Genomic DNA, 21,872 nt, shown 5'->3' on the forward strand with positions numbered 1-21,872 from the left:
TCACAGGCCTGCCGCTCGGCGGGCCTGTGCCTAGGCAGGTATTCGCATGAACAGCTACAAACAGTGGCATTGGCCACGGCTGCCCAGCCCATTGCCCAAGGATGTCAGCGACCGGGCGTTGATGGGCTACCCAGAGCACTACCAGGAGCATCCGTTGCAGGCGCAGGTCGCCACGGCGCTCGACGATCTGCTCCAGGCGCCGCTGGACGTCTTGCTGACGTTGCTTGAGCAGCCACGCCAACCCCTGGCCCGGCGCATCGCCGCCGGCGAGGTGCTGGCATTGCGCGGCGACCCGCGCATCGACACCTTCGCCCCGCAGATGATCGATATCCCGGCGGCGCGGGTGCACATCGGCCTCGACCCGCGCGCGGTCGAGCAGGTGATGGACCAGTTCGACGGGCTTGGCCTGGACCGCAGCTGGATCGACAAGGAAACGCCGCGCCACGCCGTGGAACTGGCGGCGTTCCGTATCGCCCGCTTCCCGGTGACGCACCAGGAGTACCGCCAGTTCCTGCTCGACAGCGGGCATGCCGGCATCCCCGACGGCTGGGCGTTCGGCCGGTATCCGCGGCACCACGCCAACCACCCGGTGTACAGCGTCTCGGCCAGTGACGCCGATGCCTACGCCCAGTGGCTCAGCGAGCGCACCGGCCGACGCTTTGCCCTGCCCAGCGAGGCGCAGTGGGAGTATGCCGCCGCCGGACCTGAAGGGCGTCAGTTCCCCTGGGGCGACGCCTACCAGGTCGAGCACGCCAACACCGCCGAGCTGGGCTATCTGGACAGCACGCCGGTCGGCGTGTTCAGCGACGCCGCATCGCCCTTCGGGGTGCTGGACATGGCCGGCAACGTCGAAGAGTACGTGGCCGAGGACTATCGGCCATACCCCGGCGGCCCGCAGATCGAGGACGACCTGGTGCTCGATGTCGGCACCCACCGCGTGGCCCGCGGTGGCAGCTTTACCCGTTTCCGCGACCTGGCGCGCACCGCGCGCCGCCACGGGCGTTACCCGCGACCGATCTACGTCATGGGTTTTCGCCTGGTTGAAAACCACAACTGAGCTGTTCCGTCTTCCGTGCAAGAGGTCTGATTCCATGAACAAGGATGTTTCGCTTCACACCATCGTGCCGATTTCCATCCTCGGCGGCGATGTCGATGCCCATTTCTTCGGCTTCCACGGCTTCGAGCGTGACCAGGAGCATTTCGCCGTCGGCATCGGCCGCGAGCAGTGCGACGTGCCGTTGGTGCGGGTGCACTCCGAGTGCATCACCGGCGATGTGTTCGGCTCGCAGCGCTGCGATTGCGGCCCGCAATTGCAAGAGGCGTTGCGCACCCTCAAGGAGGTGGGCGGCTACCTGATCTACCTGCGCCAGGAAGGGCGTGGCATCGGCCTGTACTCCAAGTTCGAGGCCTACCTGCTGCAGGACAAGGGCCTGGACACCTATGAAGCCAACCTGCGCCTGAACCACTTGGCCGACTCGCGCTCGTTCGACCCGGCCGTGCAGATCCTGCGGGCCCTGGGCGTGGACCAGTGCCGGTTGCTGACCAACAACCCGGAGAAGGTCGCCCAGCTGCGCGCCGGTGGCATCGATGTGATCGAACAGGTGCCCACCGGGGTGTTCCTGACCAATCACAACCGCAACTACCTGCAGGCGAAGGCCGTCAAGTCCAGCCATTCGATCAAGCTCTGACTCCAGCGAAAAAGGATCTTTCGATGAAACACATTGGCCCTATCAGCGGTATCGCCGCCCATGCCGCGCGCTTCGTCGCCACCGCCGGCTACGACAACCAGGTGATCTTGTGGAACGCCGCCACCGGCGAGCCGATCCACCGTGTGCACCACGACCACCTGGCCAACCAGTGCGCCTTCAGCAGTGACGGCAAGCACCTGGTCAGCGCCAGCAGCGACTACACCGCGCGCATCTGGGAAGTGCCGAGCATGCGCCTGAAAGCCGTACTGCAGGGGCACAACGACGATGTCGAGATGGCGGTGTTCTCGCCAGACAGCCAGCGCGTGGCGACCTGTTCGCGTGACCATGTGCTGCGCATCTTCGACCTCGACGGCGTGCAGTTGCAGGCGTTCCATGGCCACCAGGCCGACGTTATCTCGGTGGTCTGGTCGCCGGACGGCCAGCGCCTGATCTCCAGCAGTGACGACGGTACCGTGCGCCAGTGGGACACCCGCAGCGGCCAGCAATGCGACGAGGTGGACATCGGCGGCGTGGAGACCGACACCATCGCCATCACCCGCGAAGGCGTGGTGTTCGCCGGGGACGACGAGGGGCGCATCTCGATCATCGCCCAGGGCCAGGTGCAGACCGTGCCGGCCCACGCCGCCGGGATCAAGCGCATCGTCTGGAACGACGACAAGCGCCTGCTGGTGAGCCTGAGCTATGACCGTTCGGCGATCCTCTGGACCTTCGACGCCGCGCGCAACCTGGTCAAGCGCCGCAGTACCGCGCTGCCGAGCATCGTCTGGCCGCGCAGCTGCGCTTTTGTCGGCGACGAACAACTGGTGTTCGCCACCTTCGGCTCGCGCTACGCCACCTGGAACTACGAGCTGGACCAGTGGCAGGTGTCGGGCATCGAGCCGGCGGTAAGCATTAACGCCGTGGTGCGCAGCGAAGAGCGCCAGTACAGCATTGGCGATGCTGGCATTCTGCACCGTGACGACCAGCCGGTGACCAGTGTCGGCAGCCTGTGCAACTTCCTCCTGCCGTTCGGACCGCTGCTGTTGACCGGCGGCCAGATGGGCCAGGTGTTCGATGGCCTGTCCGGGCGCATGCTGTACCAGCACCGTTCGCCACTCAACTGCGGCGCCACCTTCGTCAGGAATGGCGAAGACCTGGCGTTGATCGGCACCTATACCGGCGAAGGCCTGGTGTTCGGCCATGATGGCCAGGGCGGGCTGCGCCTGGTGGCGTCGATCCCCATGCATGACAACGCGATCAAGGGCGTGGCCGCCGACCAGCGCCACCTGTTCAGCGTCTGCGCCTCGGCCGATGCCGCGCTGCACAGCATCGAGGATTTCAGCAGCGTGCGGCATATCGAGGGGGCGCATACGCGTATTTCCAATGGTTGCTGCCCGATCACCGGCGGTTTCGCCAGCATCGGTCGCGACCTCAAGCTGCGCCTGTGGCTGGAGACCGGCGACGAGGTGTTCGACTCGCCGCACCAGCACTCGATCAAGTGCATCGCCGCCTCCGCTGATGGCCGGGTGATCGCCACCGCGGCCTACAACGGTACCGTGGCACTGTTCGACCTGGTCTCGCGGCGCTGGCTGCCCATGCAGCGGCCGACCGCCAGCGGCATTTCCTGCCTGACCCACGACGCCGTCAGCGGCGCCTTCCTGGCCAGTTCCTATGACGGGCGCATCTACGGCATCGACGCCCGCCTGGCGTCCTGAAGGAGCAGCACATGAGCAAGCAAGCAAGTGACTTCATGGCCCAGGGCGACTACCGCAAGGCCCTCGATACTTCGTTCGTGCACCGCTACAGCCATGGCGAGGACGAGTGGTCGTGGGACATCGGCATGATCCAGGCGGCCCAGGCTTTCCTCGAGCGTCTCGACCCCCGTGCTGATCAGCATGTACTGGACATCGGCGTGGGCCGTGGCCGTGACGCCTCCACCTTCATCCTCGCCGGGCATCGGGTCACCGGCCTGGATATCGTCGAGAACTCCAGCTGGCCGTTGCTGCGCAAACGCTGGGGCGATCGCCTGGACCTGGTGAACAAGGCCATGCAGGACTGGCAGCCGGCGCCGGGCACGGTGTTCGATGCGGCCCTGGACAATGGCTGCTTCCACCACCAGCATCCGGACGAGTGGGGCGCGTACCTGGCCCATGTGCGCCGCCTGCTGCGCCCCGGCGCGCTGGTGGGGCTGAACGTGTTCGGGGTCGACGCGGCCCATCCGCAGCCGGGCTGGCGCGAGATGGACAACCAGCGCCAAGGCTACTTCTTCACCGACGATGGTATCCGTCAGATCCTTGAGGCCCATGGCTTCACCTGGGAGGGGCTGGAGGTGATCGAGCGCCAGCACGGCGAAGCCCGCTACCTGTTGGCGCTGGTGCGCACGTGAGTGCGATCGACCGCCATTACCTGGACATGGCCCTGGCGCTCGCCAGCCAGGGCCTGTACAGCACCATGCCCAACCCGCGGGTCGGTTGCGTGATCGTCAACGCCGGGCAGGTGGTAGGGCGCGGCTGGCATCAGCGCGCCGGCCAGCCCCACGCCGAAGTGCACGCCCTGCGCGAGGCAGGCCCGGCGGCGCGCGGGGCGACCGCCTATGTGACCCTGGAACCTTGCGGCCACCAGGGTCGCACGCCGCCGTGCGCCGATGCCCTGGTGGCGGCGGGGGTAAGCCGGGTGGTCACGGCCAGCGGCGACGTCTCGCAGAGCATCGGCGCGGATCGCCTGCGCGAGGCGGGCATCGTGGTCGAGGCATTGCCCTGCCCACGTGCGCGGGCGCTCAATCGCGGGTTCTTCTCGCGCATCGAACGCCAGCGCCCGTGGGTGCGGGTATTGCGTCCGGCGGCGCTGGAGATCGGCGCGATTGGCGAGGGCGCGATGCTCAGCCATTGCGACGAGCAGGCGCCCCTGGCGCACTGGCGGGGCAGGGCCTCGGCGCTGCTGAGCACTTGTGACTGGGTGAAGGCCTGCGACACCTCGCTGGTGGCGCAGGTTGCCGGGCAACGCGCCGAACCAGTGGTGCCCTTGCGGGTATTGATCGACCAGGGGCTGGACTGCCCGGCTTCGGCCAAGATGCTCGACGGGCGTGCGCCGACGCTGGTTTTGCATGGGGCGCAGGCGAGGCGGGACGGTCGGTATGCACGGGCCCGTTGCCAGGTGCTGGAGGATCTGGGGGCCTTGCGGATACTACAGACGTTGCATGAGCTCGACTGCAACGAAGTCCAGGTCGAGGCCGAGCCGGCCTGGTGCGAGGCCTTGGCGCGCCAGGGGTTGGTGGATGAGTGGTTGGTGCAGGTTTGAGGCCTTCCTGAGCGCTGTACTATCCCTGTGGGAGCAACCGTCTTGCTCAGGCCCCTCAATCTGGCGCGATCTCTGTGGGAGCGGCCTTGTGTCGCGAAAGGGCTGCGCAGCAGCCCCTATTGCGGTGAAACGCTGAAATTACCGGGGCCGCTTCGCGGCCCTTTCGCGACACAAGGCCGCTCCCACAGGGATATGCGTAAGCCTCGATCATTTCAGCGACTGCAGATCAACCCGACCTGCAGGCTGTTCTGTTCGAACAGGTCCCAATATCCCGGCGGATGCGCCTTCTTGCGGATCCCGCTGATCAGCGGGGCAATCCAGCGCACATTGCGCAGGCCGACATCGTGGGCGGCCTGCTCGTAGACTGCCTTGTCCCAGCGGTAATAGGTGAAGTCCGCAGGCGGTGAGCTCATGAATTGCCCCTGGCAGCGCAGGCCGCCTTCCACCGGCTGCTCGTCCAGCACACGGATGCCGTATTCGGTGAAATTGCCCAAGGCCAGGTCGAAGGCGGGATTCGCCGTGTAGGCGATCAGCTGTCCGTTCGGTTTGAGGTTGAGCGCGACGCTCTCGAACATGCGCCGCAGCTCCTCGACGCTGCCGGCGTAGTTGAACAGCCAGGCGGCGGTAACCTTGTCGAACTGGCCGATGCGGCCCATCTGCGCCACGTCGCGCACTTCGTAGGCGATGCCGTCGTTGGCCTGGCGCGCCTGGTAGATCATGCTCGGCGAGATGTCCACGCCGTGCACCCGAGCCGCGCCCCAGTCCTTCAGGCGGCGGCTGAAGAAGCCATGCCCGCAGGCCAGGTCGAGAATCTCATCGCCGGTTACGTCGCCGGCCATGTAGCGAAACGTGTCGACCTCGACCCCGCGCTGGCTGGCGTGGCTGGTGAAGTCTTCGAACTGCTCGCTGATCCGCTCGTAGACTTCCTTGGATTCCTTCATGGGCACTTCTTCCTTTCAGAGGTGAGGCGCAGCGCCAACGGCAGGGCCAGCAGCGGTGCGCAGGCGAACACGGCGAACAGCCACAGCGCCGCCTGGCGCGCGCCTTGCTCGCCGCCGGGCTCGACCAGCCCGGCACCATTGGCGACCAGCCCGGCCAGGGCCGCAGCCAGGGCGGTGGCGTAAAGTTGCACGGTGGTGATCGAGGCCGAGGCGAGGTTTTCCTCGCCGGGGCGCGCTGCCTGCAGCACCCGGGTGAGCAGGTGCGGCCAGCCCAGGCCGATCCCCAGGCCCACGCCGGCCAGGGCCAGGGCGAACAAGGCCAGGCCCGGCGCGCTGGCGATCCAGGCCGGGGCGGGGGTCAGCAGGGCCAGGGCCAGCAGCGCCACCGCGACCACCAGCGGCCCACTGCGGATCTGCCAGGCGCCGCCTTCACGGTCACGGCCGGCGCTGGCCAGGGCGCCGACCGTCCAGCCTGCGGCCATCACGGCGGTCAGGTAGCCGGCGGCGAGTGGGCCGAAACCATGGATGCGCTGGAGGAAGTAGGGCACATAGATTTCAGTGGTGATGGCTGCTACCAGCAGGCACATCATGGCGAACAGTGCGCCCATCGGTTGCCTGAGGCTGTAGGCGCCCGTGGGCAGCAGGTGGTGGCGCGCCCTGGGATCGAGGCGGGCGATCAGCGCGGCGATGGCCAGGCCGGCGACGATGCCGGCCAGGTTGATCCACAGGCTGTCGGCCAGGCTGGCCGCACAGATCGCCAGCACCGAGGCCACCAGGCAGGCGATCAGCCCGTAGGCCGGGCGCGCGCCATTGTCGTCCAGCGCCTGGCGCGCCGGCAGGCGCAGGCAGACGATCAGCGCCAGGGCGCCAGCCACCGGCAACAGCGACCAGAATGCCCAGCGCCAGTGCCCGCCCTCGGCGAACACTCCGCCCACGGCCGGGCCGCACAGGGTGGCCACGCCCCACATCGCCGAGACCAGGGCCATGGCGCGAGGCCACAGGCGGCTGTCGAACACCAGGTGGATCAGCGCATAGCTCAAGGCGAACAGGATGCCGCCTCCCAGGCCCTGCACGCTACGCCCGAGCAGCAGCACCGGCATGCTCCCGGCCTGGGCGCAGAGCATTGAGCCAAGGGTGAACACCAGCAGTGCCAGCAGGTAGGCGACCCGCGGTCCGCCACGGGCCAGCAGGCGGGTGGAGAGGGTGGAGCCGATGATCGAGGCGACCACGAACAGGGTGGTGTTCCAGGCATAGAAGGCCAGCCCGCCGATCTCTTCGATCACCGTCGGTAGCAGGGTAGTGACGATGTAGACATTGATGGCGTGCAGGGCGACACCGCCAGCCAGGGCGATCGAGCGCAGCGCGTTGCCGCCGCTGAGCAGTTCGCTCCAACGGGCCGGCGGCTGTTCGGGGATGGCGGTCATGTACGCTCCTTGCGTGGTCCTGCGCTGGAATTCTAGGAGTCGGCAAATAATTATTCAATATATTGCTTGTGTAATTTGCTTGCGGTGGATTTGTTAGGATCGTGCTCTTTTGTCTTGTTTCAGGAGCGACATCCATGATCATCAGCACCACCAGCCAGCTCGACGGTCGCCCGATTGCCGAGTACCTCGGCGTGGTCAGCGCCGAATCGGTGCAGGGGATCAACTTCGTGCGCGATTTCTTCGCGCGCTTTCGCGACGTCTTCGGCGGCCGCTCGCAGACCCTGGAGGGCGCGCTGAAGCTGGCCCGTGAGCAGGCCACCGAGGAACTCATGGCGCGGGCACGGCAGTTGCAAGCCGATGCGTTGGTGGGCGTGGACTTCGAGATCAGCATGCCGTCGGTACAGGGTGGCATGGTCGTGGTGTTCGCCACCGGCACGGCGGTACGTCTGAAGTAAGGCCAGTTGCCATTGGTCGGGCCAGGAGATTTTGCCCGGCTGGTCTGCAAATGACCGGCTAGTCTCACTTCAACGGACCGTCGCTTCACTAGGCAGGTGTATTGCCTGCCGGCACGGTTGCCATTGGAGGGAGACAGGGCATGAGCGAATCCTATTTCGAAGACTTGAACGATGCGTTTCCGATCAACAGCCAGGTACGCTGCGGCCAGGCGGCTGTTCGCCTGGGCTTTGCCAACATGACCCTGGACGAGTCGGAGCAACTGCAACCGGCGCACCTGCAACGGGCCAAGAAGGGGCGTTTCACCCCGCGTGTCCCGTCGAAGAAGTGAACCTGCGTTGACCTCATAAGCCCGCTCTCACAAGCAGGAGCGGGCTTGCCCCGCATCACGTTTGATCAATCAACACGAAACCGCCCGACGGCACGCCTTTCCCGCCATTTCTTGACCCCGCTCATGGTATCGGTGCGTCCCCCTCGCCGAAGGCCCTAGGCTGTGCTTTTCTTGCGCGGGATTTCAGACACGGAGTATCGACTTCAATGCGAATCAGGGAAGAGACCTACTGGCAGTGGGCCGATGCGCAGCTGCACAGTCGCTGTCACGACGAGGAACTGAGCGACGGCACCAGCTTCGATGTGCAGGTGCGCCTATCCAGGGTCGGTGCCACACAGTTGTTTCTCGGACTGTATGCGCGCAGCGGCGAGGCCTTGCTCGAGGAGTACTACCCCTCGCGGCCGGGCGAAACCATGACCCGTGCGCTGGTCTGGGGCGTGGATCGCGCCCGCGCCCTGGCTACCGGCGCTTTGCCATTGCCGGAACAGGTGCCACGTCGGCGCCTCGCCTAGCAGCAATGAAAAAGCCCGGCCTTTTCAGGCCGGGCTCAAGAAACGGTGTGCTGCGCCGCTTCAGTTCAGCGCGTCGATCACCTTGATTGCCTGCCGCTCGCGGGCGGCGGGCCATTCTTGTTGCAGGGTCTGCAGTACGCGACCGACGAAGGTGGTGTCGGCGGCGGCCTTCTTGCCGACGTAGCCCTGGCCACGCCGGTAGACCTTGAAGCGGGCGCGCATGCTGGGCATGTGCGATTCGAATTCGGCTTCGACCGTGTTCGGCGGCAGGCGGTCCAGGCGGACCTCACCGGACTGGCTGACCCACAGCAGGTGGTCGTCGAGGCTGTCCTTGCGCGCAGCGAACAGACGGGCCAATTGGTCGATGGTTGGATTGTTGTTCAAGTTCATCATAAAGCCCCCATTACTCTCATTCGTTGGTGAAGTTCGGCTGAAGTTCACATTCGGCGCCACACGATGTAGCGCGCTAACCAAGGCTGCTACAGCAGCTTCGCAACAGGGGCTTTCTCACGCTGCCTTCTGGGCAGTTTCCCTCTCCACGGACGGCCTGCGTTACCGCGCAGGCCGTCTGGAACACCCTTGCCACCGCTCCCGATCGGGGAGACGGCCTCATCATGCACAAGGCGCGGGAAGGGCGTCAACAGGTTTGTAGTGATTATTTTTAGTCACTACATCTTGTCGGACAATCTTCCCGGTTCTGTCACGCCAGTCCGTTGTCGCCGTGCTCGAGGTAGCCGGGGCGTTGCCGCAGGCGCTCATGATAGGCCTCCAGCGCCGGCAGTTGCGGGTGCTCCAGCGGCGTGCGCCGCCAGCGGTTGAGGGACAGGCCGATGGCCACGTCGGCGAGGCTGAAGGCGTCGCCAGCGACATAGGCGCCGGTGGCCTGCAGGCGCGCTTCGAGCAGGCGCATCCTGGCCGTCCACTGGGCGCTGCTGGCGGCCAGCAGTGCAGGGTCCTGATGCGCCGGCGATTGACGCACCAGCGACATGAACGGGTAGCGCCAGGCGTCGTTGAGGTCGGTGGCCTGCCAGTCGAGCCACTGGTCGACCGCGGCGCGGGCGCGCGGGGCGCCGGGGTAGAGCGCCTCGCCGCCGTACTGGTTGACCAGGTAACGCAGGATGGTATTGGACTCCCACAGCACGAAGTCGCCATCGACGATCACCGGCACCGTGGCGTTGGGGTTCAGCGCCAGGAACTCGGGCGTGTCGGTGGCACGAAAGCCACTGCCCCAGTCTTCGCGCTGGAACGGCAGGTTCAGTTCGGCGCAGGTCCACAGTACCTTGCGCACGTTGATCGACGAGGCCTTGCCCAGGATCTTCAGCATGTCACGGCTCCAGGCTGGAAAGGATGCGTTGCGCGGCGCGCACGCGTTCTTCGTTGGGGTAGTTGCGGTTGGCCAGCAGGACGATGCCCATCTGCCTGGACGGCACGAACGCCACGTAGGCACCGAAGCCGCCGGTGGCGCCGGTCTTGTTGTACCAGGCGGCTGGATCGGCGGGCAGCGCCGGGTTCAGCGCCTGGATCGGGTTTTCTCCGCGGATGATTTTGGCGCCGTTGTATTCCAACAAGGTGTCGAGGCTGACCGGGTAGGGGTAGCGCTCCCAGCCCAGGCCCTGGATCATCGCGCCGACCTGGAAGTAACCGGACTGGGTGATGGCGATGGCCTTGCGCATTGCGGGGTCAAGCGTGTCCGGCTGCAGTTGCAGTTGCACATAGCGCAGCAGGTCGCTGGCGCTGGTCTTGATGCCGTAGGCCTGCTCGGCGTAGGGGCCCGGGTTGACCCGCACCGGCTGGTCCTTGGCGTCGTAGCCTTGCGCGTAGAGCCCGCGGGCGCTGGCCGGAACCTCCAGGTAAGTGTGCTTGAGCCCCAGGCGGAGCAGCACCTGCTGGGTCATCAGTTTGGCGAACGGTTGTTGCTGCGCACGGGCCGCCAGGTCACCGAACAGGCCCAGGCTGGGGTTGGAGTAGCAGCGGTGAGTGCCGGGTGCGAAGCGGGGCTGCCAGTGCTGGAACCAGGCCAGGGTCTGGGACGGCGTCTGTACTTCATCGGGGAACTGCAAGGGCAGGCAGTCACCGCTGTAGGCTCCCAGTTCCAGGACGCTGGCCTTGCCGATCGAGGCCTTGGCCAGGGCCGGCTGGTAGCGGCTGGCGGGGGCCTGCAAGTCGAGCTTGCCTTCGGCGCTGGCCAAGGCGGCGAGGGTCGCGGTGTAGGTCTTGCTCACCGAGCCGACCTCGAACAGCGTGTCGCGGCTAACCGGCTGGCGGCTGGCCTTGTCGGCCAGGCCGTAGTTGAAGTAATGCGACTGGCCGTTGGCATACACCGCCACGGCCATGCCGGCAATGCCTTGCTCGCGCATCAGCGCCGGGATGACGTCATCGACGGTGGTTTGCAAGTTGTTGGCCAGCAGGGGGGGCGCGGCCAGCGTCAGGGCGGTGGCCAGCAGCAGGCGAGGGGGGCGTTTCATGGTGGGGCGTTCCTTGTCGTGGATCAGGGGCGTGGCGAAGCGAGGTGTCCGTTGGGCGACACCGACAGGGGTTCCGGCGTTAGCGGCACAAAGGCCAAGACCTTATCGTCCGGGCTTGCACAAAGACAAGACGGAAACTGTGATGAGATATCTACGGATGCTGTTCGACAACTTCACCCTGGCACTGCTCGGGGTGGTGTTCATCGCCACCGTACTGCCGTGCTCCGGCGAGGGCGCGCTGCTGTTCGGCTGGTTGACCAACCTGGCCATCGGCCTGCTGTTCTTCCTGCACGGCGCCAAGCTGTCGCGTGAGGCGATCATCGCCGGTGCCGGCCACTGGCGCCTGCACCTGCTGGTGTTCACCTGCACTTTCGTGCTGTTCCCGCTGCTGGGGCTGGCGTTCAAGCCGCTGTTCGTGCCGCTGGTGGGCAATGAACTTTACCTGGGCGTGCTGTACCTGTGCGCCTTGCCGGCCACGGTGCAGTCGGCGATCGCCTTCACCTCGCTGGCCCGGGGCAATGTGCCGGCGGCGATCTGCAGCGCGGCGGCCTCGAGCCTGTTGGGGATCTTCTTGACGCCGCTGCTGGTGATGCTGCTGCTGGGCGCTTCGGGCGACACCGGCTCCGGGCTGGACGCGGTACTGAAGATCACCTTGCAGTTGCTGGTGCCCTTCGTCGCCGGGCAGGTCGCCCGCCGCTGGATCGGCGCCTGGGTCAAGCGCAATGCACGCTGGCTGAAGGTGGTGGACCAGGGCTCGATCCTGCTGGTGGTGTACACCGCCTTTAGCGAAGCGGTGGTCACGGGCCTGTGGCATACGGTCTCGCCGCCGCACCTGGCCGGGCTGTTCGCCGTGTGCGGCATCCTGCTGGCGGTGGTGCTGCTGGGCACACGACTGCTCGGGCGAGTGCTGGGGTTCAATGTCGAGGACCGCATCACTATCCTGTTCGCCGGTTCCAAGAAGAGCCTGGCGACGGGCGTGCCAATGGCGCAGGTGTTGTTCGTCGGTGGCGGCATCGGGGCGATGATCCTGCCGTTGATGTTGTTTCATCAGATCCAGCTGATGGTCTGCGCGGTGCTGGCGCAGCGGTATGCGGCGCGGGTGGAGGCGGGGCATCCTGAGGCGGGCGTCACGGTGAAATGATGCGCTGCGTTCACTGACCCACCAATGTTTGCAATCGCGCCAGCGCAGGCCCTTCGCGTTGGCGCTCGAACACCTGCAGCGACACCTCCAGCAATCCGGCCCGCGCCTGTGCGATTCGTTGTTCGCAGCGCAGGCGCAAACGCCCCTGGTCGCATTCGAACTGCCTGACGCCGGGCTTCGCGCCACCCTCCAGGCGCAGTTCGGCCAGGCGCCCCTGGGCCGCCAGCAGGGCCAGCCCCTTGTCGCGCAACAGCCCGTTGCCCTGGGTCATCAAGCCGGTGGCGCGCACGGCGGCGGCCATGGCCACGGCGACGATGGTCAATGCCACCAACACTTCGATCAGGGTGAAACCGTCCTCGGTGGTGCGCACAGGGGCTCCATTCTCGCGCAGACCAAAGCGGTACTGTAGAGCGGCGCGATGACGGTTTGACGACGCCGACTCCCGAGCTTTTTCAATATCCGTGACATACCGGCTTGCCACAATCGGCCCCCGATTCGAACTCACGCAAGGAATGCCGAGATGCAGATCGTCCGCCGCAACATGCCCGCCCATCGACTCCGCCAGCAGGGTTTCACCCTGATCGAGATCATGGTGGTGGTGGTGATCCTCGGGATTCTCGCGGCGATGGTGGTGCCCAAGGTGCTCGATCGCCCCGACCAGGCCCGCGCCACCGCGGCACGCCAGGACATCGGCGGGCTGATGCAGGCACTCAAGCTGTACCGACTGGACAATGGCGCCTACCCCAACCAGAACCAGGGCCTGAAAGTGCTGGTGGAAAAACCGGCCCAGGCCAAGGACGGCCAATGGCGCGCCTACCTCGACCGCCTGCCCAACGACCCCTGGGGGCGCCCGTACCAGTACCTGAACCCGGGCGCCAACGGTGAGATCGATGTGTTCTCCTTGGGCGCCGACGGCCAGGCTGGCGGCGACGGGGTGAATGCCGATCTCGGCTCCTGGCAGTTGTGACCGGCCATGGCGCGCCAGGAGGGCATGGCCGTGATCAGTGCGTTGCTGATCGCCGCAGTGGTGGCGGTGATCGCCGCCGGCATGATCGAGCGTCAGGGCTTGCTGACCCGTCAGCTGGAGAACCACCAACTGGCATTGCAGGGCCAGTGGGCCCTGGAAGGCGGCCTGCAGTTCAGCCGCCAGGTGCTGTTCGAACAGCGCTTGCGCGATCCGCTGGTGCGTGGCGGTCAGCCCTGGGCTCAGCCGATGCGCGACGTGCCGTCCGGCAGCGTGCGCTTCGACGGGCAACTGGAGGACGAGCAGGGCAAGTTCAACCTGCGCAACCTGATGGTTGATGGCCAGGTGGACGCCGAGGCGTTGGCGACCTTCAAGCGTCTGTGCGCGCTGATCGGGATCAATGAGCGCCTGGCCACGGCCATCGCCGGACAGGTGATCGACAGCTACCCACAGCGCCCGCTGGCCGCTCTCGGCAAACTGGACAGCGGCCGGGCGACTTCACCGGGTGGTGCCGTCGAAGCGTTGCCGGCCAGGCGCCCGATGCTGCGCAGCGTCGAGGGCCTGGCCGGGCTCAAGGGCATGGATGGCCAAGCCCTGGAGCGCTTGCGCCGTTTCGTCACGGTGCTGCCGGCGCTGACCTGGGTCAATGGCAACACCGCCAGCGCCGAAGTGCTGGCCGCCCAGGTGCCGGGCCTGTCGCTGCAGCAGGCCGCGGCGTTGGTGGCTGAGCGCGATGGCGGGCGCTGGTTCATCAATCGCGGCGATTTCGTCAATCGCCTGCGCATGCCATCCCTGGCCATGGCCAATGTGCGGGTGGGGATCAACAGCGACTGGTTCCGCCTGCGCGGCCTGGTGCGCCTGGGCAATCGCGAGCTTGCCCTGCAGGCGCTGCTGCGCCAGCGCGAGGGGCAGTTGCCGGATGTCATCTGGCGGCGGGTGGGCGCATGAATACGGTCATGGATGTGTGGCTGGCACCGCTGGCCGAACTGGACGAGGCGTCGCTGCTGGAGTATCGCCTGGCCGATCGGTGTGGCCAGGCGAACCGCGGGCAACTGCTTCGGCAGGCCAAGGGTGCGCCCTGGCGTCTGCACCTGCACGAGCAGGATAGCCTGGCCTTGGACATCGCCATGCCGCCTCTGACCGGCAAGCGTCTGACGGCGGCGGTGGGTTGTGCGGTGCAGGGGCTGGTGCTGGGGGATGCCGGGCAGGTCCATGTCGCCCACGGGCCGCGCCGGGTCGATGGGCAGGTCGCGGTGGCCTGGCTCGGCTTGGCGGAAATGGCGCGGCTGCAGGCGTGGCTGCAGATCGGTGGGATCAAGGTAGCCGGGTTGCACGCCTGTCAGGACGCTGCACCGTCAGTGGTGGATCTTTCCGGCGGGTTGACCGGGCCGGCGAAGCCGATGGCCTGGGGGCGCACGCTGGGCATCTGGGTTGCGGCGACGCTGGCCTGGTGCCTGGGCCTCAATCTTTACGCGGCTCAATTGGCCAGTGAAGGTGACGCGTTGCGTAGCCACATGGTTGCGCAGGTGCGCCTGGCCTTCCCACAGTTGCCGGTGGTGCTCAACCCGTTGCAGCAGGCACGCCAGCAACTGCACGGCGGCACGGCGGTCGGGTTGGCGGCATTGCTGGACGGTGCCGGGCAGGTCATGCCGTTCCTGGTCGGCAATGTCGAGGCCATGGATTACCAGGATGGTCAGTTGCGTATCACCGCCCTGGCCGACGGCGGCAAGGTCCCGGCGGGCAGCGCCTGGCAGGCCGATCTTGCCGCCCGTGGCATTGACGCACAGACCAGCGGGCAAGGCTGGACCCTGCGCGCGGCCAAGCCATCCGGCGAGGAACTGGCCCATGTCGATTAAAGCGCGCCTGGCTACCGTCCGCGCGCAGGGGCGGCAACGCTGGCAGGCCCTGGCCGTGCGGGAGCGCCGGGCCGTCGCCCTGGGCGGTGGTCTGCTCGGCGTGTTGTTTTGCTGGCAGGTGCTGGTCCAGCCGGCCTTGGCCAAGATCGACCACTGGCAAGCCGAGACACCCAAGCTGCGCGGCCAGGCCCAGGCGCTCGCTGCGCTGCTCGGCGAGCGCCTGGCGCAGCGGCCCGCAGACACCGCCCTGGCATTGCGGCAAAGCCTGGAACAGGCCGGCCTGCTGGCACAGACCCAGCTCGACGCCGAGGGCGATGCCTGGCGCCTGAGCTGGCAGCGGGCCCCGGCCGAAGCGGCGATGGCCTGGCTGCAGGGCGTGCCGCCGCGGCTGGGGCTGGACATCGGCCAACTGGCGCTACGTCGCGACCCGGCTGCCGAGCCAGGCAGCCCGGCGACCTTCTCCGGAACCCTTCGCATGGATCAGGCGCATGGCGCTAAGGACCCTTCATGACGTGCCTCCGTTCACCGCGACTGCCGTTCGCGCCCTTGCTCCTGGCCCTGGCGCTCAGCGCCTGCGCCAGCGCGCCGAGCGCGCAACGCCCCCTGGCCAGCAGCGAGCTGGGCCGTCCGCTGGCCGAGGCCGGCACTTCGACGGGCGTGCTGGATCATCGTGCGCAGCCCGGGCCACAGACCCGCTCGGCAACGCGCCAACCCGCTCCTCGGGTCGGCCAGCGCCACAGCCGCGCCGTGGCGGCGCCGGTTCCGGCCAATCCGCTGGGTGACCAGCCAGTGCAGTTGAACTTCGTCGATGCCGATATCCAGGCGGTGGTGCGCGGCCTGTCCCGCGCCACCGGCCGGCAGTTCCTGGTCGACCCGCGAGTCAAAGGGCAACTGACCTTGGTGTCAGAGGGTGAGGTACCCGCCAGCAAGGCCTACGGCATGCTGTTGTCGGCCCTGCGCATGCAGGGCTTCAGCGTGGTCGACGTCGGCGGCGTGGCCCAGGTGGTGCCCCAGGCCGACGCCAAGCTGCTCGGCGGCGCGCTGGTGACCGGGGACCGTGATGCCGGCAACGGCATGGTCACCCGCACCTTCCGCCTGCAGTACGAGAACGCCGTCAACCTGATCCCGGTGCTGCGCCCGATCGTCTCGCCCGACAATCCGATCAACGCTTACCCCGGCAACAACACTCTTGTCGTCACCGACTACGCCGAGAACCTCGAACGGGTGGCGCAGATCCTCGACCGGGTCGACATTCCCACGGCCATCGACACCGACGTGGTGGCGGTCAACAACGGCATCGCCAGCGACATCGCCGGCATGGTCAACGAACTGCTCGACAGCCAGGGCAACGACCCGACCCAGAAGATCAGCGTGCTGGGCGACCCGCGTTCGAACAGCGTGGTGATCCGCTCCGGTAGCCCCGAGCGCACCCAGCTGGCCCGTGACCTGATCTACAAGCTCGACAACGCCCAGAACAGCGCCGGCAACCTGCACGTGGTGTACCTGCGCAATGCCCAGGCCGACAAGCTGGCGCAGAGCCTGCGCGGGCTGCTGACCGGCGAGAGCGACACTGCCGGCAACGACGCCACGCGCGCGCTGCTCAGCGGCGGCGGAATGCTCACCGGCGGCAGTGGCAACGGCACCAGCGGCAATGGCGGCAGCGCGCAGGGCAACAGTGGCAACAACAACGCCAATGCCAGCCGCAGTAGCAACCAGAGCGCCGGTACTACACCGAATGGCTATGGCAGCAGCACCCAGCAGAACGACCAGGGGCTCGCGTTCTCCGCCGGCGGCGCGACCATCCAGGCCGACAAAACCACCAACACCCTGCTGATCTCCGCGCCCGAGCCGCTGTACCGCAGCCTGCGCGAGGTCATCGACCAGCTCGACCAGCGCCGCGCCCAGGTGGTGGTGGAAAGCCTGATCGTCGAGGTCGGCGAGGACGACGCCAACGAGTTTGGTATCCAGTGGCAGGCCGGCAACCTCGGCAAGAATGGCGTGTTTGGCGGCGCCAACCTCGGTGGCAGCGGCCTGGTCAAAGGACCCAGCAGCATCGACGTGCTGCCCAAGGGGCTGTCGGTAGGGGTGGTCGACGGCACGGTGAAGATCCCGGGCATCGGCGAGGTACTCGACCTCAAGGTGCTGGCCCGGGCGCTGAAGAGCAAGGGTGGCAGCAACGTGCTGTCGACACCCAACCTGCTGACCCTGGACAACGAGGCGGCGAGCATCTTCGTCGGCCAGACCATCCCCTTCGTCAGCGGCCAGTACGTCACCGACGGTGGCGGTAACAGCAACAACCCGTTCCAGACCATCCAGCGCGAGGAGGTGGGGCTGCGGCTGAACGTGCGTCCGCAGATCTCCGAGGGCGGCACGGTCAAGCTGGACGTCTACCAGGAGGTCAGCAGCGTCGACCAGCGCGCCTCCAGCGCGGCCGGCACGGTGACCAACAAGCGCGCCATCGACACCAGCATTCTGCTCGACGATGGCCAGATCATGGTTCTGGGCGGCCTGCTGCAGGACGGCTACACCCAGACCAACGAGGGCATTCCATGGCTGTCCGGGCTGCCGGGGGTCGGTTCGTTATTTCGCAGCGAGCGCCGCGCCAGCAGCAAGACCAACCTGATGGTGTTCCTGCGTCCGTACATCGTGCGCGATGCGGCGGTCGGGCGCAGCATCACCCTCAATCGCTACGACTTCATCCGCCGCGCCCAGGGCAGCCTCAAGCCCGAGCACTCCTGGGCCTTGCCGGACATGGACATGCCGCTGCTGCCGCCGGTGGAGCAGGGCGTGCCCGAGCAAGGGCGAGTCCATCCGGCGGCGCTGCGCGCACCGCGGGCCGCGATCCGCGCGGTGCCGGTGGACGAGGTGGCGCGATGAGCCGCCTGCCCTACGCCTGGGCCAAGGCCCAGCGCCTGGTGCTGCGGGTGGACGGTGAGGACGGGTCGGTGCTGTCGCGCTGCCCGTCGAGCCCGGCCTGGGCAGTGGCTGAGGTGCGCAGACGACATGGCCCGGCGCGGGTCGAGGCGCTCGACGATGCGCAGATGGATGCGCTGCTGGCCAGCGCCTACGCCGACACCGGCAGCGCGGCGGCGGTGGTGGGGGCTGCGGAGAACGAAGTGGACCTGGACCGCCTGCTGCAGGACATCCCGGAAGTCACCGACCTGCTCGAGGCCCAGGACGATGCGCCGGTGATCCGCATGATCAACGCCTTGCTCACCCAGGCCGCGCGCGACCAGGCCAGCGACATTCATATCGAGCCGTTCGAAAGCCACTGCCTGGTGCGCTATAGGGTCGACGGCACCCTGCGCGACGTGGTCTCGCCGCGCAAGGCGCTGCACGGCGCGCTGGTGTCGCGGATCAAGATCATGGCGCAGCTGGATATCGCCGAGAAGCGCCTGCCCCAGGACGGGCGCATCGCCTTGCGCGTGGCCGGGCGACCGATCGATATCCGTGTGTCCACCGTGCCCACCGGCCATGGCGAGCGGGTGGTGATGCGCCTGCTCGACAAGCAGGCGGGACGTCTGCGCCTGGAGGCGCTGGGCATGGACGCAGGCATCCTGGCGCGGCTCGACCAGCTGATTCATCAGCCCCACGGCATCGTGCTGGTCACCGGCCCCACTGGTTCGGGCAAGACCACCAGCCTGTACGCCGCCCTGGCGCGGCTGGACGCCAGCGTCAGCAACATCCTCACCGTGGAGGATCCGGTGGAGTATGACTTGCCGGGCATCAGCCAGATCCAGGTCAACGCGCGTATCGACATGAGCTTCGCCGTGGCCTTGCGCGCCATCCTGCGCCAGGACCCGGACGTGATCATGATCGGCGAGATCCGCGACCTGGAGACCGCGCAGATCGCCGTGCAGGCCTCGCTGACCGGGCACCTGGTGCTGGCCACCCTGCACACCAACGACGCGGTGTCGGCGGTCAACCGCCTGGTCGACATGGGCGTCGAGCCGTTCCTGCTGGCCTCGGCGCTGCTTGGGGTGCTGGCCCAGCGCCTGGTACGCCGATTGTGTCCGCACTGCCGCGAGCCCGACCCGGCCACGCCCGGGCAATACCGCGCGGTGGGTTGCGCGCACTGCAACCACTGCGGCTACAGCGGCCGCACCGGCATCCACGAGTTGTTCTGCGTGGACGACGAGGTCCGTGGCCTGGTGCACCAGGGCGCGGATGAACAGGCCCTGCGCGTCGCCGCCCGGCGCAACGGTATGCGCAGCATGCGCGAGGATGGCCAACGCTGGGTCGACAGCGGCAGCACCTGCCTGGAAGAGATCCTGCGCGTGACACGGGACACCTGATGAACCGCTATCGCTATGAAGCCGCCGATGCCCAGGGCCGCGTGGTCAAGGGCCTGCTCGAAGCCGACAGTCCGGGGGCGGCGATGGCCCAGCTGCGCGCCCTGGGCCTGACCACCCTGGAGGTCGAAGTCCAGGACGTGGCCGGGCAGGGCAGTGGTCTGTTCGGCGTGAAGCTGTCCGACGGCGACCTGGCCTGGGCCACGCGTCAGCTGGCCAGTCTGCTGGCCGCCGGTCTGCCGCTGGAGGCGGCGCTGGGGGCGACCCTGGAGCAGGCCGAGCGCAAGCATGTGGCCCAACTGCTGGGCGCGGTGCGCGGGGATGTGCGCAGCGGCATGCGCTTGGCCGATGCCCTGGCCAACCGGCCGCGGGATTTCCCTGAAATCTACCGGGCGCTGGTGGCGGCGGGCGAGGAGTCTGGCGACCTGGCCCAGGTGATGGAGCGTCTGGCCGACTACATCGAAGACCGCAACACCCTGCGCGGCAAGATCCTCACGGCATTCATCTACCCCGGCGTGGTGGGGCTGGTGTCGGTGGGTATCGTCATCTTCCTGCTCAGCTACGTGGTGCCGCAGGTGGTCAGTGCCTTCACCCAGGCGCGCCAGGACTTGCCCGGGCTGACCCTGGCCATGCTCGCTGCCAGTGACTTCGTGCGCGAATGGGGTGTGCTGTGCTTCGCCCTGATGGCCGGAGCGTTCTGGGGCTGGCGGGTCTATCTGCGCGCCCCGGCGGCGCGCCTGGCGTGGCATGGGTGCGTCCTGCGGTTGCCGTTGCTCGGGCGTTTCGTGCTGGGCCTGAACACGGCGCGTTTCGCCGCCACGCTGGCGATCCTCGGCAGCGCTGGCGTGCCCTTGCTGCGGGCACTGGAGGCGGCGCGCCAGACCCTGGGCAACGAACGCCTCGACCAGTGCGTCAACGAGGCCACGGCGCGGGTGCGCGAGGGCGCCGGGCTGGCCTCGGCGCTGGCGGTGGAGAAGGTCTTTCCACCGCTGCTCATCCACCTGATCGCCAGTGGCGAGAAGACCGGCAACCTGCCGCCGATGCTCGACCGCGCCGCCGACAGCCTGGCCAAGGACATCGAGCGCCGCGCCATGGGCATGACCGCGCTGCTCGAACCGTTGATGATCGTGGTCATGGGCGCGGTGGTGCTGCTGATCGTCATGGCGGTGCTGATGCCGATCATCGAGATCAACCAGCTGGTGCAATGACCCGTTGCGCCACTTCCCACACCTGCTGGCGGAACCATCGGCGCATGGGATCGGCGTGGGTGCGCGCGTGCCAGATCTGCATCACCTCGACGTGCGGCAGCACCAGGGGCAGGGCATGCAGGCGCAGGCCGGGATCGCGCTCGACTGCCTCCATGGCCAGCGAGCGCAGGCACGTCAGCAGCAGGTCGGTGCCGCGCACCAGGCGCGTGGGGGCGATGAAGCTGGATAGTCCGGCCACCACCCGGCGTTGCCGGCCGAGAGCCCGCAGGGCCTGGTCGACCCGGCCGTCGAGATCGCCGGTCAAGGTCGTCAATAGGTGGTCGCAGGCCACGAATGCCTCCAGGGTCAGGCCGTCGACCAACCTCGGGTTGTCGGCGGCGGCCAGCACCGCGAAGTCCTCGCAGAGCAGCCGCTGCTGGTGGAATGTGTCTGGCAGGTCGCTGTAGAAGCCGGCGATTGCAAGGTCGCAGGTGCCTTTCTCCAGCGCCTCGCGGGGCAGGTCGCCACGGGTGTTGTGGGTGACCAGGGTCAGGTTCGGCGCCTGGTCGCGAAGAATCGGCAGCAGCCCGGGCAGCAAGGTCTGCTCCAGGTAGTCGGTGCTGTACAGGTGCAACTGGACCGGGCGTTCAAGGAAGTGCTCGCCGTCGCAGCGGCTGAAGAAGTCCTGCAGGTGCCCGATCAACTGCTGCACCTGCGGCGCCAGTTCGTGGGCCCTGGGGGTGGGCGTGAGGCCGCGTGGCGCGCGCACGAACAGCGGGTCGCCGAACTGGTGGCGCAGCTTGTTGAGCTTATGGCTCAGGGCCGGCTGGCTGAGCGCCAGGCGTTGCGCGGCACGGGAGGCGCTGCGCTCTTCGTAGAGCACCTGGAACAGGTGCAGCAGGTTGAGGTCCTTGTTACCGATATTCATGAATTGAATCGCAGGAATAAGTGCTTTCGAATTATCGAATCATAGCGTGCTGGTTAGGATGGGCCCAACCTGTTGAGGGAGTCGCCCATGACCATCGCCATTTTCGCCGCCATCCAGCCCCTTCCCGAATACCGTGACGCCACCGAGCAGGCCCTGCGCCGGATGGTCGAGCAGACCCGCGCCGAGCCCGGCAACCTGCGCTACGACCTGTTCGTGCGCGAGGGGGGGACGCTGGCGTTCGATCTGTTCGAGCTGTACGTCGACGAGGCCGCCGTCGAGGCCCATCGCCACAGCCCCCATTACCAGGCCTACCGCGCCGCCACCGCCGATTGGCTGGCCGCACCGACACAAGTGCAGCTTGCCCGCCCGCTGGATATCGCGCCATTCAACTGA

General features: G+C 67.4%; 24 protein-coding genes. 17 read left to right on the top strand and 7 right to left on the bottom strand.

Features of this window, described 5'->3' with window-relative positions; all coding sequences use genetic code 11:
* Window positions 1-46 precede the first annotated feature (46 nt).
* The 5 genes from AC25MA_RS05935 to ribD are packed head-to-tail and all read left to right on the top strand — an operon-like array spanning window position 47 to window position 4,985.
* Entirely contained in the window at window positions 47-1,057 is a 1,011-nt protein-coding gene (locus tag AC25MA_RS05935; RefSeq protein ID WP_028691688.1) for a formylglycine-generating enzyme family protein, read from the top strand.
* A gap of 34 nt (window positions 1,058-1,091) precedes the next feature.
* On the top strand, window positions 1,092-1,688 hold the full coding sequence (ribA, locus tag AC25MA_RS05940; RefSeq protein WP_028691687.1) for a GTP cyclohydrolase II RibA: 597 nt from the start codon (window positions 1,092-1,094) through the stop codon (window positions 1,686-1,688).
* Between the two features lie 23 nt (window positions 1,689-1,711).
* The gene (locus tag AC25MA_RS05945; RefSeq protein ID WP_182324990.1) at window positions 1,712-3,403 is read left to right on the top strand and encodes a WD40 repeat domain-containing protein; all 1,692 of its coding nucleotides are present in this window, start codon (window positions 1,712-1,714) and stop codon (window positions 3,401-3,403) included.
* A gap of 11 nt (window positions 3,404-3,414) precedes the next feature.
* Window positions 3,415-4,074 (top strand): SAM-dependent methyltransferase, encoded by a 660-nt coding sequence (locus AC25MA_RS05950; protein WP_486971873.1) that lies wholly within the window; start codon window positions 3,415-3,417, stop codon window positions 4,072-4,074.
* Window positions 4,071-4,985, top strand: coding sequence for a bifunctional diaminohydroxyphosphoribosylaminopyrimidine deaminase/5-amino-6-(5-phosphoribosylamino)uracil reductase RibD (gene ribD / locus AC25MA_RS05955; protein ID WP_069017362.1), 915 nt, complete (start codon window positions 4,071-4,073; stop codon window positions 4,983-4,985). Before AC25MA_RS05950 ends, ribD begins: the two co-directional genes overlap by 4 nt.
* 212 nt (window positions 4,986-5,197) lie before the next feature.
* Here the strand turns inward: ribD and AC25MA_RS05960 are convergent, their stop codons facing one another.
* Window positions 5,198-5,926 carry a class I SAM-dependent methyltransferase gene (locus AC25MA_RS05960; RefSeq protein WP_028691684.1) on the bottom strand — a complete coding sequence of 243 codons (729 nt, stop codon included), beginning with the start codon at window positions 5,924-5,926 and terminating at the stop codon, window positions 5,198-5,200.
* Window positions 5,923-7,350 (bottom strand): MFS transporter, encoded by a 1,428-nt coding sequence (locus tag AC25MA_RS05965; protein WP_182324988.1) that lies wholly within the window; start codon window positions 7,348-7,350, stop codon window positions 5,923-5,925. Before AC25MA_RS05965 ends, AC25MA_RS05960 begins: the two co-directional genes overlap by 4 nt.
* A gap of 134 nt (window positions 7,351-7,484) precedes the next feature.
* Between AC25MA_RS05965 and AC25MA_RS05970 the strand changes: the two genes are divergently transcribed.
* The 3 genes from AC25MA_RS05970 (at window position 7,485) to AC25MA_RS05980 (ending at window position 8,646) form a co-directional block, all read left to right on the top strand.
* The gene (locus AC25MA_RS05970) at window positions 7,485-7,805 is read left to right on the top strand and encodes a YbjQ family protein (RefSeq protein ID WP_028691682.1); all 321 of its coding nucleotides are present in this window, start codon (window positions 7,485-7,487) and stop codon (window positions 7,803-7,805) included.
* A gap of 140 nt (window positions 7,806-7,945) precedes the next feature.
* Window positions 7,946-8,134, top strand: coding sequence for a hypothetical protein (locus AC25MA_RS05975; protein ID WP_028691681.1), 189 nt, complete (start codon window positions 7,946-7,948; stop codon window positions 8,132-8,134).
* Between the two features lie 206 nt (window positions 8,135-8,340).
* Window positions 8,341-8,646: a hypothetical protein gene (locus AC25MA_RS05980; protein WP_062360800.1), complete on the top strand. Its 306-nt coding sequence runs from the start codon at window positions 8,341-8,343 to the stop codon at window positions 8,644-8,646.
* Between the two features lie 60 nt (window positions 8,647-8,706).
* On the opposite strand, the gene AC25MA_RS05985 is transcribed toward AC25MA_RS05980, so the two are convergent.
* From AC25MA_RS05985 to ampC, 3 genes are all read right to left on the bottom strand, one after another.
* The gene (locus AC25MA_RS05985) at window positions 8,707-9,039 is read right to left on the bottom strand and encodes a hypothetical protein (RefSeq protein ID WP_028691679.1); all 333 of its coding nucleotides are present in this window, start codon (window positions 9,037-9,039) and stop codon (window positions 8,707-8,709) included.
* A gap of 307 nt (window positions 9,040-9,346) precedes the next feature.
* Window positions 9,347-9,970 carry a glutathione S-transferase family protein gene (locus tag AC25MA_RS05990; protein WP_062360795.1) on the bottom strand — a complete coding sequence of 208 codons (624 nt, stop codon included), beginning with the start codon at window positions 9,968-9,970 and terminating at the stop codon, window positions 9,347-9,349.
* A gap of 1 nt (window position 9,971) precedes the next feature.
* Window positions 9,972-11,111, bottom strand: coding sequence for a class C beta-lactamase (gene ampC / locus AC25MA_RS05995; RefSeq protein ID WP_088851520.1), 1,140 nt, complete (start codon window positions 11,109-11,111; stop codon window positions 9,972-9,974).
* A gap of 142 nt (window positions 11,112-11,253) precedes the next feature.
* Between ampC and AC25MA_RS06000 the strand changes: the two genes are divergently transcribed.
* A complete protein-coding gene (locus tag AC25MA_RS06000) occupies window positions 11,254-12,252 on the top strand; it encodes a bile acid:sodium symporter family protein (protein WP_062360791.1) in 999 nt (332 codons plus the stop codon).
* A 10-nt stretch (window positions 12,253-12,262) separates the two neighbouring features.
* Here AC25MA_RS06000 and gspI read toward each other — a convergent pair whose 3' ends face one another.
* Window positions 12,263-12,622: a type II secretion system minor pseudopilin GspI gene (gspI, locus tag AC25MA_RS06005; protein ID WP_028691675.1), complete on the bottom strand. Its 360-nt coding sequence runs from the start codon at window positions 12,620-12,622 to the stop codon at window positions 12,263-12,265.
* A gap of 150 nt (window positions 12,623-12,772) precedes the next feature.
* On the opposite strand from gspI, the gene gspG reads away from it, so the two are divergent.
* The 7 genes from gspG to gspF are packed head-to-tail and all read left to right on the top strand — an operon-like array spanning window position 12,773 to window position 20,572.
* Window positions 12,773-13,219, top strand: a complete 447-nt coding sequence (gene gspG, locus AC25MA_RS06010) for a type II secretion system major pseudopilin GspG (RefSeq protein ID WP_028691674.1) — start codon at window positions 12,773-12,775, stop codon at window positions 13,217-13,219.
* A gap of 24 nt (window positions 13,220-13,243) precedes the next feature.
* Complete coding sequence (gene gspK, locus AC25MA_RS06015; protein WP_062360788.1) at window positions 13,244-14,164, top strand: type II secretion system minor pseudopilin GspK; 921 nt, start codon at window positions 13,244-13,246, stop codon at window positions 14,162-14,164.
* On the top strand, window positions 14,161-15,072 hold the full coding sequence (locus AC25MA_RS06020; RefSeq protein WP_182324986.1) for a GspL/Epsl periplasmic domain-containing protein: 912 nt from the start codon (window positions 14,161-14,163) through the stop codon (window positions 15,070-15,072). The genes gspK and AC25MA_RS06020 overlap by 4 nt, the downstream gene beginning before the upstream one ends.
* Entirely contained in the window at window positions 15,062-15,583 is a 522-nt protein-coding gene (gene gspM / locus AC25MA_RS06025; RefSeq protein ID WP_028691671.1) for a type II secretion system protein GspM, read from the top strand. The genes AC25MA_RS06020 and gspM overlap by 11 nt, the downstream gene beginning before the upstream one ends.
* Window positions 15,580-17,949 carry a type II secretion system secretin GspD gene (gene gspD / locus AC25MA_RS06030; protein WP_486971874.1) on the top strand — a complete coding sequence of 790 codons (2,370 nt, stop codon included), beginning with the start codon at window positions 15,580-15,582 and terminating at the stop codon, window positions 17,947-17,949. Before gspM ends, gspD begins: the two co-directional genes overlap by 4 nt.
* A complete protein-coding gene (gspE, locus tag AC25MA_RS06035) occupies window positions 17,946-19,367 on the top strand; it encodes a type II secretion system ATPase GspE (RefSeq protein WP_197865865.1) in 1,422 nt (473 codons plus the stop codon). The genes gspD and gspE overlap by 4 nt, the downstream gene beginning before the upstream one ends.
* Entirely contained in the window at window positions 19,367-20,572 is a 1,206-nt protein-coding gene (gene gspF, locus AC25MA_RS06040; RefSeq protein WP_028691668.1) for a type II secretion system inner membrane protein GspF, read from the top strand. Before gspE ends, gspF begins: the two co-directional genes overlap by 1 nt.
* Here the strand turns inward: gspF and AC25MA_RS06045 are convergent.
* Window positions 20,553-21,479: a LysR family transcriptional regulator gene (locus AC25MA_RS06045; RefSeq protein ID WP_028691667.1), complete on the bottom strand. Its 927-nt coding sequence runs from the start codon at window positions 21,477-21,479 to the stop codon at window positions 20,553-20,555. The two genes, gspF and AC25MA_RS06045, sit on opposite strands and share 20 nt — an antisense overlap.
* 87 nt (window positions 21,480-21,566) lie before the next feature.
* Here AC25MA_RS06045 and AC25MA_RS06050 point away from each other — a divergent pair, with 87 nt between their 5' ends.
* Window positions 21,567-21,872 carry a putative quinol monooxygenase gene (locus AC25MA_RS06050; protein WP_028691666.1) on the top strand — a complete coding sequence of 102 codons (306 nt, stop codon included), beginning with the start codon at window positions 21,567-21,569 and terminating at the stop codon, window positions 21,870-21,872.

Source organism: Pseudomonas sp. P65(2024) (assembly GCF_057480955.1).

What these genes read in the sequence shown, in the direction of transcription:
- AC25MA_RS05935 (WP_028691688.1), top strand. Translation starts at nt 47, where the DNA reads ATGAACAGCTACAAACAGTGGCATTGGCCACGGCTGCCCAGCCCATTG.
- AC25MA_RS05985 (WP_028691679.1), bottom strand. Translation starts at nt 9,039, where the DNA reads ATGATGAACTTGAACAACAATCCAACCATCGACCAATTGGCCCGTCTG.
- AC25MA_RS06045 (WP_028691667.1), bottom strand. Translation starts at nt 21,479, where the DNA reads ATGAATATCGGTAACAAGGACCTCAACCTGCTGCACCTGTTCCAGGTG.
- gspM (WP_028691671.1), top strand. Translation starts at nt 15,062, where the DNA reads ATGTCGATTAAAGCGCGCCTGGCTACCGTCCGCGCGCAGGGGCGGCAA.
- AC25MA_RS05990 (WP_062360795.1), bottom strand. Translation starts at nt 9,970, where the DNA reads ATGCTGAAGATCCTGGGCAAGGCCTCGTCGATCAACGTGCGCAAGGTA.
- AC25MA_RS05965 (WP_182324988.1), bottom strand. Translation starts at nt 7,350, where the DNA reads ATGACCGCCATCCCCGAACAGCCGCCGGCCCGTTGGAGCGAACTGCTC.
- AC25MA_RS05970 (WP_028691682.1), top strand. Translation starts at nt 7,485, where the DNA reads ATGATCATCAGCACCACCAGCCAGCTCGACGGTCGCCCGATTGCCGAG.
- gspE (WP_197865865.1), top strand. Translation starts at nt 17,946, where the DNA reads ATGAGCCGCCTGCCCTACGCCTGGGCCAAGGCCCAGCGCCTGGTGCTG.
- gspG (WP_028691674.1), top strand. Translation starts at nt 12,773, where the DNA reads ATGCAGATCGTCCGCCGCAACATGCCCGCCCATCGACTCCGCCAGCAG.
- AC25MA_RS05960 (WP_028691684.1), bottom strand. Translation starts at nt 5,926, where the DNA reads ATGAAGGAATCCAAGGAAGTCTACGAGCGGATCAGCGAGCAGTTCGAA.
- AC25MA_RS05945 (WP_182324990.1), top strand. Translation starts at nt 1,712, where the DNA reads ATGAAACACATTGGCCCTATCAGCGGTATCGCCGCCCATGCCGCGCGC.
- AC25MA_RS06020 (WP_182324986.1), top strand. Translation starts at nt 14,161, where the DNA reads ATGAATACGGTCATGGATGTGTGGCTGGCACCGCTGGCCGAACTGGAC.
- ribA (WP_028691687.1), top strand. Translation starts at nt 1,092, where the DNA reads ATGAACAAGGATGTTTCGCTTCACACCATCGTGCCGATTTCCATCCTC.
- gspD (WP_486971874.1), top strand. Translation starts at nt 15,580, where the DNA reads ATGACGTGCCTCCGTTCACCGCGACTGCCGTTCGCGCCCTTGCTCCTG.
- ampC (WP_088851520.1), bottom strand. Translation starts at nt 11,111, where the DNA reads ATGAAACGCCCCCCTCGCCTGCTGCTGGCCACCGCCCTGACGCTGGCC.
- AC25MA_RS05980 (WP_062360800.1), top strand. Translation starts at nt 8,341, where the DNA reads ATGCGAATCAGGGAAGAGACCTACTGGCAGTGGGCCGATGCGCAGCTG.
- gspK (WP_062360788.1), top strand. Translation starts at nt 13,244, where the DNA reads ATGGCCGTGATCAGTGCGTTGCTGATCGCCGCAGTGGTGGCGGTGATC.
- AC25MA_RS06000 (WP_062360791.1), top strand. Translation starts at nt 11,254, where the DNA reads ATGAGATATCTACGGATGCTGTTCGACAACTTCACCCTGGCACTGCTC.
- AC25MA_RS05950 (WP_486971873.1), top strand. Translation starts at nt 3,415, where the DNA reads ATGAGCAAGCAAGCAAGTGACTTCATGGCCCAGGGCGACTACCGCAAG.
- AC25MA_RS05975 (WP_028691681.1), top strand. Translation starts at nt 7,946, where the DNA reads ATGAGCGAATCCTATTTCGAAGACTTGAACGATGCGTTTCCGATCAAC.
- gspF (WP_028691668.1), top strand. Translation starts at nt 19,367, where the DNA reads ATGAACCGCTATCGCTATGAAGCCGCCGATGCCCAGGGCCGCGTGGTC.
- AC25MA_RS06050 (WP_028691666.1), top strand. Translation starts at nt 21,567, where the DNA reads ATGACCATCGCCATTTTCGCCGCCATCCAGCCCCTTCCCGAATACCGT.